This is a genomic window from Endozoicomonas sp. 2B-B (genome assembly GCF_053470045.1).
This window is the reverse complement of the sequence record NZ_JBLZMU010000001.1, coordinates 1,609,558-1,623,223: the sequence shown is the minus strand read 5'-3', so window position 1 is coordinate 1,623,223 and position 13,666 is coordinate 1,609,558. Positions and strand designations below refer to the sequence as shown.

Sequence of the window (13,666 nt, the reverse complement as noted above, 5' to 3'; positions counted from 1 at the left end):
TCAACCATGGAAAACGAACTATGCATTGCCCAAATAGCAGCTCCTGCAATATTACTCCACGCTCATCAACAGCAGACCAACCTCCATCAGATACACCAAGTGGAACCAACGCAGGCAGGGAAGTCATTGCGCATGACAAGAATGAGTTTTCATTATTGCTCGATTTACCCGAGGATATACAATCCAAAATTTTCACTTATTTGCAGGCTCGTGATATTGCCCATTTAAGACGGGTAAATTCATCCATTAACAACAGGCTCGAAAATGATGATGCCATGGCAAGGGCGTGGTATCGCCAGTTGGCTGCATCACACCAGACTCGTCTAGAGACAATCGTCACTTCAAAAGAAAAAGATGAACTCCAGAAATGGTTAAAGCGTTTTACAAAGGATGAGGCATTAATCAAGTCCATCATGGATCGTCAGGAAAGTATTCACTTCCCTGCTTTGTTCTTTTCCACTCTCACTAAACTGATGTGTCAATGTAAAGCATTTAAATTAGAGACTAAAGCCACCATCCCCTGTAATACTTTAAAGGACTTAGCTTCCTTCAGCGCCGATGGACGCCACCTGGTGATCGCCTGTGACTCTAAAACCTGTAAAATCTATGATCAGGAGAGCGATGAATCATGGCTGGCAAAAGGCACTATCTCCCATGACGAGAAAGTCAGATCAGTCACCTTCAGTGCCAATAGCCGCTATATAGTGACCGCTGGCATGGATGGCAAGGCGAAAATTTATGGCAAGAAGGACGAACAATCATGGGAAGAAAAAGCCACTATTTCCCATGATCACCGGGTCAAATCAGCCACCTTCAGCCCCGATAGCCGCCATGTGTTGACCTACAGTGACGACGGCAAAGCGAAAATCTATGGCAAGAAGGACGAACGATCATGGGAAGAAAAAGCCACTATTTCCCATGATGATAAGGTCCATTTTGCCACCTTCAGCAAAGATGGTCGCTGTGTAGTAACCACCGGTCGCGATCACAGGGCAAAAATCTATGGCCAGAGTGACGATGGGTCATGGGCAGAAAAAGCCATCATTCAACATGATGACACTGTCTACACAGCCACCTTCAGCCCCGATAGCTGCTATGTGATAACCACCAGCCTGGATAGCAAAGCGAAAATCTATGGCAAGAAGAACGACGGGTCATGGCTGGAAAAAGCCATTATTCCCCATTTTGTCTCAGTCCAATTCAGCTCCGATAGTGGCCATGTGTTGATCACCAGAAAAAATGGCAGTGCAAAAATCTATAGACTGGATGCCGATGGATCATGGGAAGAAAAAGCCATCATTCCCCACAATGGAAAGGTTAACTTAGACAAATTCAGCCCCGATAGTCGCTGTTTAATGATCTTCACTGACAATGTCAAGGTGATAATCTCTGGCCAGGATAAAGACGGATCATGGAAAGAAAAAGCCGTCATTACCCATGACAATAGCATCTGGTCAGCCAAATTCAGCGCCGATAGCCGCCATGTGGTGACCGCCAGTTTAGATGGCAAAGCGAAAATCTATTGCAAGAAAGACGATGGATCATGGGAAGAAAAAGCCATCATTTCCCATAACATGGGTGTTTACTGTGCCACATTCAGCCCCGATAGCCGTCATGTCATCACCTGCGGTATAGATAACACGGTGAAAATCCATGGCCTGACGATCAATGGATCATGGAAAGAAAAAGCCATCATCTCCAATGGTGACGATATTAGATTAGCCACCTTTAGTGTCGATGGCCGCCATGTTGTCACTGCCAGTTTCGATAGAACAGTGAAAATTTATGGTCAGAACAGCGATGGATCATGGGAAGAAAAAGCCACCAGTTCCCATCCTGGTGGACTCGTATCAGCCACCTTCAGCATCAATAGCCATGTGTTGACCATCCATGGCGATAACACAGCGAAAATCACTGAACTGCGGATGGATGGATGACTGATTGTTTGCTGTCAATCCTGTGGTTAGAAGTTGTCGCATAATTACAACTCGTTCCTGCACGAAGCGAGTTGTTAAGTACCTGGCCAGTTGGTTTCGCATATTCTGGCGAGTGGATTTTTTCATCCTTCAAGGCGCAACGACGGGCGCGTAGCCATAGCTACGCAACCAGAGTTGGAACGCAGAAGGGTGGAAAAAGCCGCCGTCCAGAATATGCGAAACCAACTGGTTAGGTACTTATTGTAAACTTTCCTACTAAAACCGACTCTAAGCTGCAGACTCAATTTTGAATATCCTTGCCAACCAGGGATAAATAACAACCATGGAAAACAAACTATGGATTGCTTAAATAGCAGCTCCTGCAATATTACTCCACGCTCATCAACAGCAGACCAACCTCCATCAGATACTCCAAGTAGTACCGCTATGGGCAAGAACGTCATTGAACGTGACAAGAAAGAGTTTTCATTATTGCTTGATTTACCCGAGGATATACAATCCAAAATTTTTACTTATTTGCAGGCTCGCGATATTGCCCATTTAACACGGGTAAATTCATCCATTAACAACAGGCTCGAAAATAATGATGCAATGGCAAGGGCATGGTATCGTCGGCTGGCTTCATCACACCAGACTCGTCTAAAGACAATTGTTGCTACAAAAGATAAAAATGAACTCCAGAAATGGTTGCAGCGTTTTACAAAGGATGAGGCATTAATCAAGTCAATCATGGATCGTCAGGCAAGTATTCACTTTCCTGCTTTGTTCTTTTCCACTCTCACTAAACTGATGTGTCAATGTAAAACATTTAAATTAGAGACTAAAGCCACCGTCCCCTGTATTACCAGAGACCACTTAGCTGCCTTCAGTGCCGATGGACGCCACCTGGTGATCGAATGTGACTATGAGACCTGTAAAATCTATGGTCAGGAGAGCGATGGAACATGGCAAGCAAAAGGCACTATCTCCCATAATCAGATTGTCAGATCAGTCACCTTCAGTGCCAATAGCTGCTACGTAGTGACCACTAGTACGGATGGCAAGGCGAAAGTTTATGGCAAGAAGGACGAACGATCATGGGAAGAAAAAGCCACTATTTCCCATGATAAATGGGTCAAATCAGCCACCTTCAGCCCCGATAGCCGCTATGTGTTGACCTACAGTGACGACGGCAAAGCGAAAATCTATGGCAAGAAGGACGAACGTTCATGGGAAGAAAAAGCCACTATTTCCCATGATGCCAGTGTCAGTTTTGCCACCTTCAGCAAAGATGGTCGCTATCTGGTAACCACCAGTTGGGATCAAAGGGCAAAAATCTATGGCCAGAGTGACGATGGGTCATGGACAGAAAAAGCCATCATTCCACATGATGACGATGTCCACACAGCCACCTTCAGCCCCGATGGCCGCTATGTGGTGACCGCCAGCCTGGATAGGACAGCGAAAATCTATGGCCAGACAGACGATGGGTCATGGCTGGAAAAGGCCATTGTTTCCCATTTTGTCTCAGTCACCTTCAGCTCCGATAGTCGCCATGTGGTGATCACCAGAGATAATGGCAGTGCACAGATCTATAGACTGGATGCTGATGGATCATGGGAAGAAGAAGCCATCATTTCCCATAATGGAAAGGTCAAGTCAGTCAAATTCAGTCCCGATAGTCGCTGTTTAATGACCTCTGGTGACGATGACAAGGCGATAATCTCTGGCCAGGATAAAAACGGATCATGGCAAGAAAAAGCCATCATTTCCGATTACCTGAGTCACTGCTCAGCTGGTACAACAGCCTGGGAGTTTCTTGAATCAATTTCCGGTTACCTAAGGGAGTGCTCAGCCAAATTCAGCGCCGATAGCCGCCATGTGGTGACCGCCAATTTAGATCACAAAGCGAAAATCTATGGCGAGAAGGACGATGGATCATGGGAAGAAAAAGCCATCATTTCCCATAACAGAAATGTCTACTTTGCCAAATTCAGCCCCGATAGCCGTCATGTCATCACCTGCAGTAATGATCTCATGATGAAAATCTATGGCCTGAAGATCGATGGATCATGGAGAGAAAAAGCCATCATCTCCCATGATAGTTTTATTACATTAGCAACCTTTAGTGTCGATAGCCGCCATTTGATCGCTACCAGTTTCACTGGAACAGTGAAAATTGTTGGTCAGAACAGCGATGGATTATGGGAAGAAAAAGTCAGCATTTCCCATCCTGATATTATCCGATCAGCCACCCTCAGCGCCGATGACCAATTGTTGACCATCCATGGCAAGGACACGGCGAGCATCACTGAACTAAGTATGAATGATTGCTGATAGTAATCGAACTTTCTAACTCCCTGTTGCGCTAAAGATTATTGTGAACTTTTACACTGAAACCCAGTCCAAGCTGCAGACTCAATTTTGAATATCCTTGCCAACCAGGGATAAATAACAACCATGGAAAAGAAACTATGGATTGCTCAAATAGCAGCTCCTGCAGTATTACTCCACGCCCATCAACACCGGGTCAATCACCATCAGATACTCCAAGTGGTACCGCTATGGGCAAGAACGTCATTGAACGTGACAAGAAAGAGTTTTCATTATTGCTCGATTTACCCGATGACATACAATCCAAAATTTTTACTTATTTGCAGGCTCGTGATATTGCCCATTTAAGACGGGTAAATTCATCCATTAACAAAAGGCTCGAAAATGATGATGGAATGGCAATGGCGTGGTATCGCCAGTTGGCTTCATCATACCAGACTTGTCTAAAGACAATCGTCGCTACAAAAGATAAAGATGAACTCCAGAAATGGTTGCAGCGTTTTACAAAGGATGAAGCATTAATCAATTCCATCATGGATCGCCAGGCAAGTATTCACTTTCCTGCTTTGTTCTTTTCCACTCTTAATAAACTGACGTGTCAATGTAAAACATTTAAATTAGAGTCTAAAACCACCATCCCCTACACTTCAGAGGACTTAGCTTCCTTCAGCGCCGATGGACGCCGCCTGGTGACCGCCTGTGACTCCAAAACCTGTAAAATCTATGGCAAGGAGAGCGATGAATCATGGGTAGCAAAAGGCACTATCTCCCATGACAGGGAAGTCAGATCAGTCTCCTTCAGTCCCAATAGCCACTATGTAGTGACCGCTGGCATGGATGGCAAGGCGAAAATTTATGGCAAGAAAAACGAACAATCATGGGAAGAAAAAGCCACTATTTCCCACAGATACTGGGTCCGCTCAGCCACCTTCAGCCCCGATAGCTGCCATGTGTTGACCTACAGTAACGACGGCAAAGCGAAAATCTATGGCAAGAAGGACGAACGATCATGGGAAGAAAAAGCCACTATTTCTCATGATGATGAGGTCGATTTTGCCACCTTCAGCAAAGATGGTCGCTGTGTAGTAACCTGCAGTTGGGATCACAGGGCAAAAATCTTCGGCCAGAGTGACGATGGGTCTTGGGCAGAAAAAGCCATCATTCCCCATGATGACATTCTCTGCACAGCCAGATTCAGCCCCGATAGCCGCTACGTGGTAAGCGCCAGCCTGGATAGCAAAGCGAAAATCTATGGCAGGAAGAACGATGGGTCATGGCTGGAAATAGCCATTATTCCCCATTTTGCCTCAGCCACCTTCAGCTCTGATAGCCGCCATGTGGTGATCACCAGAAAAAATGGCAGTACAAAAATCCATAGACTGGATGCCGATGGATCATGGGAAGAAACAGCCATCATTTCCCACAATGCAAAGGTCAAGACAGTCACATTCAGCCCCGATAATCGCTGTTTAATAACCTCCAGTAACGATAGCAAGGCGATAATCTCTGGCCAGAATAAAGACGGACAATGGCAAGAAAAAGCCACCATTTCCCATATAAAAAGCGGCTACTTACCCAAATTCAGCGCCGATAACCGCCATCTGGTGATCGCCAGTTTGGATAACAAAGCGAAAATCTATGGCAAGAAGGACAATGGTTCATGGGAAGAAAAGGCCATCATTTCCCATAACAAAAGTGTCTACTATGCGACATTCAGCCCCGATTGCCATCATGTCATCACCTGCAGTAAAGATTTAACGGTGAAAATCCATGGCCTGGAGATCGATGGATCATGGAGAGAAAAAGCCATCATCTCCCATGATAGGGGTATCAGATTAGCAGCCTTTAGTGTCGATGGCCGCTATGTGGTCACTGTCGGTTACGATGGAACAGTGAACATTTATGGTCATAAGAGCGATGGATCATGGGAAGAAAAAGCCAGCATTTCCCATCCTGGTATTATCCGATCAGCGACCCTCAGCGCCGATGACCGTTTGTTGTTCATCCACAGCGCGGGCAAGTCAAGAGTCAATGAATACTCTCTGTTTCACACTAAATGTCGCCTCTTTTGATTCATGATTCTCAATAACTGAGAGCATTGGATCATTAAGTAACGATTTGGTCTGTAATGCCTTAAATTCAGTTTTTGCAGATTGATAACCGGGGGCACCAGGAGCATAATAGAGTTCATCAAATAAGGGTGTGGTTTCAGTAGCCAGAGACCAACTTGCACCAGAAAAGCCATCTCGATTATCTTTAAGAGTATTGGTAACAGAAAATAGCACCTCACCCTCATAACTAACATCATAATAAGAATTAAATAGTTGAGAACTGCACGTCCCATCATTAATTTTTTGACTTTTTGAAATATTGCGAGGTTCAAGATATCCAAGTAATTGGATGACATTCTCAAGTACTTGGATATCCTGAGCAGGAGCTGTATTTCTACTACACCTATCTTTATTAATTAGATATTCTTGTTTCAAATTATCTAAGTAATTTATGATTTTTTTCACAGTTTCCCGGGCTTTTTTGTTTGCTGCGTCTATTTCGGTGCTCTCCTGGCTAGACACTATTCTCTGTTCGAGTGATGTGCTGGTGCTGGCAACCGCTCCCAACCTCTGACTTGAGTGATCAGGATCACCTCCGTTGACGGCACGCCTCGATGAAGAATCAATTTTGCCAGATGCCGTTGTAGTTCTTCCGAAGCAGACAGCCTCTGGTGATTGCTTCTCAGGCTTTGGTGAAAATAAAGCAACAATGCCGGAATTGTTATCTACATTATTCATATTTAATATCTCTTTAGTTAGCTTCGTTCTCACCTAGCAGCCTGACCGAGAATAGTCTGCCCTACTGCGGCGGCAGCAAATTGGTCTGAAAATCCGCTTTTGTTCGTCAAATAGCTCGCTATTCTCCTCACAAAACCGAATTTTCATCCTCAATTTTCTGCCGTCCTCGCTACGGGCGCTATTCTCGGTCAGGCTCCTAGCAAGAATATTTAAAATTGATTCAATAGTTTTGAGTCGGTTTTGGAACGTAAGTTCATAACATTGAAGTCAGTGCGATTAACAAATCTGTGAACAAGACGGGAACATAGCAAGCTATATGACCAGAGTTGCAACGCATCACGACTGCATGGATGCAGGAGCTAGAGCAACGCAGGAGCAGTTGCCGCGAGTGCCTGAACAAGAAGTCAGAAAATATGATTTCGTATGGTTGAGTACTTATGTGAACTTTCCTACTAAAACCAACTCTAAGCTGCAGAATCAATTTTGAATACCCTTGCCAACCAGGGATAAATAACAACTATGGAAAACGAACAATGGATCACATAGATAACAAATCCCTTGGAAGCACGCCAACCTCATCGACACTTGAACAACCTCCATCAGTTGCACCAATGGGTACCATTATGGGCAAGAACGTCATTGAACGTGACAAGAATGAGTTTTCATTATTGCTCGATCTACCTGAGGATATGCAATCCAAAATTTTTACTTATTTGCAGGCTCGTGATATTGCCCATTTAACACGGGCAAATTCATGCATTAACAACAGGCTCAAAAATGATGCTGCAATGGCAAGGGCGTGGTATCGCCGGTTTGCCTCATCACACCAGACTCTACTAAAAACAATCGTCACCACAAAAGATAAAGATGAACTCCAGAAATGGTTAAAGCGTTTTACAAAGGATGAAGCATTGGTGGAGTCAGTCATGGATCGCCAAGCCAGTATTCACTTTCCCGCTCTGTTCTTTTTCAGTCTCACTAATCTGATGTCTCAATGTAAAACATTTAAATTAGAGACAAAAGCCAGCCTCCTTAGTCATGGGATGAACTCAGCTGCCTTCAGCCCCGATGGCGACCATCTGGTGATAAGAGAAGTTGAGAAGAGCACTTTGAGAATCTTCGGCCAAAAGGACGATGGTTCATGGCAACGAAAAAGCACTATCTCCCATGATGACCATATCCGATCCTTCACCTTCAGCGCTGATAGCCGCTTCATGGTGACCGCCGGTAAAGATGGCGAGGCGAAAATCTATGGCAAGAAGGACGATGGATCATGGGAAGAAAAAGCGACTATTACCCATGATAACTGGGTCAACTCAGCCACCTTCAGTGCCGACAATCGCTACGTAGTGACCGCCAGTTTCGATCATAAGGCGAAAATTTATGGCCTGATTGACGATGGATCATGGGTAGAAAAAGCCATCATTCATCACGATTGTCACGTCGATTCGGCAACCTTCAGCGCCGATAGCCGCTATGTAGTGACTGCCAGTAAAGATGGCAAGGCGAAAATTTATGGCCGGGAGGACGATGGGTCATGGACAGAAAAAACCATTATTTCCCATGACGACCGAGTCCTCTCGGTTACCTTCAGCGCAAGTGGCCGCTATGTGTTCACCAACGGCAGAGATAAAAAGCTGAAAATCTATGGCCTGAAGGCCGATGGGTTATGGGAAGAAAAAGCCACTATTTTCCATGATTGCCACTTCCGCTCAGCAGCCATCAGCGCCAATGACCGCTATATATTGACTGCCAGTTGCGATCACAAGGTCAGAATCCATGACCTGACTGACAATGGATCATGGGAAGTAAAAGCAACTATTTCCCATGATTACCGGGTCAACTCAGCCACCTTCAGCCCGGATAGCCGTCATGTGTTGACTGGCAGTCACGATGGCAAGGCGAAAATCTATGGCCAGAAAGACAATGGATCATGGGAAGAAAAAACCATCATTTCTCATGAACACTGGATCGTATCAGCTAACTTCAGCGCTGATAGCCGCCATGTGATCACCCTCAGTGAAGATAACAAGGTGAAAATCTACGGCCTGAAGAACGATGGATCATGGCAAGAAAAAGCCATCATCTCCCATGGCAGGGATATCAGATCAGCAACCTTTAGCATCGATGGCCGCCATGTGGTCACTGCCAGTTTCGATCAAAAGGCGAAAGTTTATGGTCAGAACTGCGATGGATCATGGCAAGAAAAAGCCACCATTTCCCATCAAAGTACTGTCCAATCAGCCACCTTCAGCGCCGATGGACTTGTCTTAACCATCGATTTCAAGACTAACATCACTGAACTGAGTATGAATGATTGATGGTTTGCTATCACTTGTTAGTTCAATGGATAAATGGTTTTTGGTGGATTACAGCTATTGACCCGGAAGGCCATTCTGCACCTGCTGAAAGACAGAAACCCACTTTCTACTGATTGATCATTTTTCCGGATCAAAGTCCTGATTTTCTGTTCGTTACGATTAGATCAATAGTGTGAACTTTCCTACTAAAACCGACTCTAAGCTGCAGAATCAATTTTGAATACCCTTGCCAATCAGGGATAAATAACAACTATGGAAAACACACAATGGATCGCATAGATAACAAATCCTTTAGAAGTGCGCCATCCTCATCAACACCTGAACAACCGCCATCAGTGACCCCAATGGGTACCATTATGGGCAAGGACGTCATTGTACGTGATGACAATGAGTTTTCATTATTGCTCGATTTACCCGAGCATATGCAATCCAAAATTTTTACTTATTTACAGGCTCGTGATGTTGCCCATTTAACACAGACAAATTCATCCATTAACAACAGGCTCAAAAATGATGCCACAATGGCAAGGGCGTGGTATCGCCGGTTTGCTTCATCACATCAGGCTCTACTAAAGACAATCGTCACTGCAAAAGATAAAGATGAACTCCAGAAATGGTTGCAGCGCTTTACAAAGGATGAGGCATTAGTGAAGTCAATCATGGATCGCCAGGCGAGTATTTATTTTCCTGCTCTGTTCTTTTTCAGCCTCACTAATCTGATGTCTCAATGTAAAACATTTAAATTAGAGACAAAAGCCAGCCTCATCTGTGATGGTGGGTTAAAATCAGCTGTCATCAGCGCCGATGGCCGCCATGTATTGGCTCATACTGACGACACATGGATGAAAATCTTCAGCCAAAAGGACGATGGGTCATGGCAACCAAAAGGCACTATCTCCCATGATGACTACGTCATATCGTCCACCTTCAGCGCCAATTGTCGCTACCTGTTGACCGTCAATAACGATTACAAGGCGATAATCTGTGGCAAGAATGACGATGGATTATGGGAAGAAAAAGCGACTATTATCCATCATCGCTTTATCAAATCAGCCGCCTTTAGCGCCGACAATTGCTATGTAGCGACCGCCAGTTACGATAAGAAGGCGAAAATTTATGGCCAGAAGGACGATGGATCATGGGAAGAAAAAGCGACTATTTCCCATGGTCACTGGGTCAACTCAGCCACCTTCAGTGCCGACAATCGCTATCTAGTGACGGCCAGTGAAGATGGCAAGGCGAAAATCTATGGTCTGAGGGACGATGGGTCATGGGCAGAAGAAGTCATTATTTCTCACGATGACCAGGTCCACTCTGCTGACTTCAGCGCAAGTGGCCGCTACGTGTTCACCCGCTCCGGAGATAAAAAGGTGAAAATCTATGGCCTGGATGATGGGTCATGGGAAGAAAAAGCCACTATTTTCTATAACAGCTGGTTCTACTCAGCAGCCTTCAGCGCCAATGACGGCTTCATATTGACTGCCAGTAGCGATCACAAGGTGAGAATCCATGGCCTGACTGACAATGGATCATGGGAAGTAAAAGCCACTATTTCCCATGATAAATGGGTCAACTCAGCCACCTTCAGCCCCGATAGCCGCCATGTGTTGACTGGCAGTTTCGATGGCAAGGCGAAAATCTATGGCCAGAAAGACAATGGTTCATGGGAAGAAGAAGCCATCATTTCTCATGAACACTGGATCGTATCAGCTAACTTCAGCGCTGATAGCCGCCATGTGATCACCCGCAGTGAAGATCACACGTTGAAAATCTACGGTCTGAAGTACGATGGAACATGGCAAGAAAAAGCCATCATCTCCCATGGCGATAGTATTAGATCAGCCACCTTTAGCGTCGATGGCCGCCATGTGGTTACTGCCGGTTTCGATGGCAAGGCGAAAATTTATGGTCAGAACTGCGATGGATCATGGGTAGAAAAAGCCACCCTTTCACATCAAGGTACTGTCCTGTTATCCACCTTCAGCAACGATGGCCTGGTATTGACCATCGACCGAACATCCAACCCCACCGCCAATGCCCTGGTGTTGATCTACAATCATGCGGCGAATATCACTGAACTAAGTATGAATGAATGAATGATGGTTCGCTGTTCCATTCAGCCGTGTACCGAAGGTGCATCAGGTGGAAGATTTCGTTGGCCATACCAAAATTTCTGATTAGCTTCGATCTTGCTTTGTGCGGCTAATGCCTGCTGATATCTTAGAAAAACTCACATTTCAGTAGTCCCGATTTTTAAATCAAACTTCACATTGCATGTTCAGAGATAGATAGTGAACTTTAATACTAAAACCGAGTCAAAATCACAGAATCAATATTAAATATCCTCGCTATTCAAGGTTAAACACTATCTACGGAGAAAGAGAAACGAACAATGGATTGCATAAATAAAAATTCCTGTGATATTACTCCACCCTCATCAGCATCAGGTCAACCTCCGTCAGATACATCAAGTGGTACCACTATGGGCAAGAACGTCATTGTACGTGACAAGAGTGAGTTTTCATTATTGCTCGATTTGCCCCCGGAAGTACAATCCAGAATTTTCACCTATTTGCGCGCTCATGATATTACCCAATTAACACGGGCAAATTCACAAACTAACAACGGGCTCAAAAATGATGCTGCAATGGCAAAGGCATGGTATCGCCATTTTGCTTCATCACACCAGACTCTACTAAAGACAATTGTCGCTGCAAAAGATAAAGATGCACTCCAGAAATGGTTAAAGCGTTTTACAAAGGATGAAGCACTGGTTAAGTCAATCATGGATCACCAGGCGAGTATTCACTTTCCTGTCCTATTCTATTTCACTCTCACAAAACTGATGACTCAATGTAAAACATTTGCATTAGAGACAAAAGCCACCCTTCCCTGTTATAGCGAGATCCCCTGTTATGGCGAGACCGGCTCAGCTACCTTCAGTACCGATGGTCGCCATCTGGTGAGCGTCAGGGATTGTAAAACGGTGGAAATCTATGGCCAGAAGAGCGATGGATCATGGGAAGCAAAAGGCACTATCTGTCATGATAACCGTCTCAGTTCGGTCACCTTCAGTGCCGATGGCCGCCATGTAGTAACCGCTGCTGACGATTTCAAGACGAAAATTTATGGCCAGAAGGACGAACAATCATGGGAAGAAAAAGCCACTATTTCCCATGATAACTGGGTCAATTCAGCCACCTTCAGCCCGGACAGCTGCTATGTCGCGAGTTGGAGTAAAGACGGCAAGGCGAAAATCTATGGCAAGAATGACGAAGGATCATGGAAAGAAAAAGCCACTATTTCTCATGATGAATGGGTCTGCTCAACCAGCTTCAGCGTCGATAGTTGCTATGTAGTGACCGCCGGTGGAGACGGCAAGGCGAAAATCTATGGCAAGACAGACGAAGGATCATGGGAAGAAAAAACCATTATTTCCCATAATAAATGGGTCAAATCAGCCACCTTCAGCACCGATGGCCGCTACGTGGTGACCGCCAGTGGAGATGGCACGGCAAAAATTTATGGCCAGGGGGACGATGGCTTGTGGACAGAAAAAGCCATCATTACCCACGATATGTTAGTAGCATCGGCCACCTTCAGCACCAATGGCCGCTATGTGGTGACCGCCAGCTTTGATGGCAATGCAAAAATCTATGGCAAGAATAACGATGGATCCTGGATAGAGAAAGCTATTATTCCCCATGACGATTGTGTCAGGTCAGCCATCTTCAGCCCCGATGGTCGCCATGTGAGGACGATCAGTGACGATCACATTGTGACAATCTATGGCCTGGAGGACGATGGTTCATGGGAAGAAAAAGCCATCTTTTCCCATGATGATACGGTCAACTCAGCCACATTCAGCCCTGATAGCCGCTATTTGGTGACCTCCAGTGACGATGGCATAGCGATAATTTACGGCAAAAAGGACGATGGATCATGGGAAGAAAAAGACGCCATTGACCATAATGATTGGATCTTTTCAGCCACCTTCAGCCCCGATAGCCAACATGTGATCACCGCCAGTAGAGATGGCACTGCGATAATTTATGGCCGACAGAGTGATGGGACCTGGGAACAAAAAGCCATCATTTCCCATCATAGTTCCATCGAATCAGCCACCTTCAGCACAGACGGCCATGTGTTGACCATCCATGGTGATGGAACGTTGAAAATCACTGAACTACAGATGAATGACTAATTGTTTGCTGTCACTCATTAGCCAAGATCTGCATTATTCTTCTGCAACGCTCAGCAGGATAACTTGAGCGCACCAGAGCACCCGCCAGGAATTCAACAAACC

The 13,666-nt window shown here is 45.2% G+C and carries 7 protein-coding genes; 6 read left to right on the top strand and 1 reads right to left on the bottom strand.

The window, feature by feature from the left end:
- The first annotated feature begins 20 nt into the window (after positions 1-20).
- The 3 genes from ACOMHB_RS06440 (at position 21) to ACOMHB_RS06430 (ending at position 6,322) form a co-directional block, all read left to right on the top strand.
- A complete protein-coding gene (locus tag ACOMHB_RS06440; protein WP_448215958.1) occupies positions 21-1,937 on the top strand; it encodes an F-box/WD repeat-containing protein in 1,917 nt (638 codons plus the stop codon).
- 336 nt (positions 1,938-2,273) lie between these two features.
- Complete coding sequence (locus tag ACOMHB_RS06435) at positions 2,274-4,253, top strand: hypothetical protein (protein WP_448215957.1); 1,980 nt, start codon at positions 2,274-2,276, stop codon at positions 4,251-4,253.
- 137 nt (positions 4,254-4,390) lie between these two features.
- A complete protein-coding gene (locus ACOMHB_RS06430) occupies positions 4,391-6,322 on the top strand; it encodes an F-box/WD repeat-containing protein (protein ID WP_448215956.1) in 1,932 nt (643 codons plus the stop codon).
- On the opposite strand, the gene ACOMHB_RS06425 is transcribed toward ACOMHB_RS06430, so the two are convergent.
- Positions 6,272-7,039: a hypothetical protein gene (locus ACOMHB_RS06425; RefSeq protein WP_448215955.1), complete on the bottom strand. Its 768-nt coding sequence runs from the start codon at positions 7,037-7,039 to the stop codon at positions 6,272-6,274. The two genes, ACOMHB_RS06430 and ACOMHB_RS06425, sit on opposite strands and share 51 nt — an antisense overlap.
- Before the next feature lie 533 nt (positions 7,040-7,572).
- On the opposite strand from ACOMHB_RS06425, the gene ACOMHB_RS06420 reads away from it, so the two are divergent.
- The 3 genes from ACOMHB_RS06420 to ACOMHB_RS06410 all read left to right on the top strand — a co-directional run bounded on the left by ACOMHB_RS06420 (position 7,573) and on the right by ACOMHB_RS06410 (position 13,564).
- Entirely contained in the window at positions 7,573-9,360 is a 1,788-nt protein-coding gene (locus ACOMHB_RS06420; RefSeq protein ID WP_448215954.1) for a WD40 repeat domain-containing protein, read from the top strand.
- A gap of 266 nt (positions 9,361-9,626) precedes the next feature.
- Positions 9,627-11,456: an F-box/WD repeat-containing protein gene (locus ACOMHB_RS06415; RefSeq protein ID WP_448215953.1), complete on the top strand. Its 1,830-nt coding sequence runs from the start codon at positions 9,627-9,629 to the stop codon at positions 11,454-11,456.
- A 296-nt stretch (positions 11,457-11,752) separates the two neighbouring features.
- On the top strand, positions 11,753-13,564 hold the full coding sequence (locus ACOMHB_RS06410) for a WD40 repeat domain-containing protein (RefSeq protein ID WP_448215952.1): 1,812 nt from the start codon (positions 11,753-11,755) through the stop codon (positions 13,562-13,564).
- Positions 13,565-13,666: the final 102 nt, after the last annotated feature.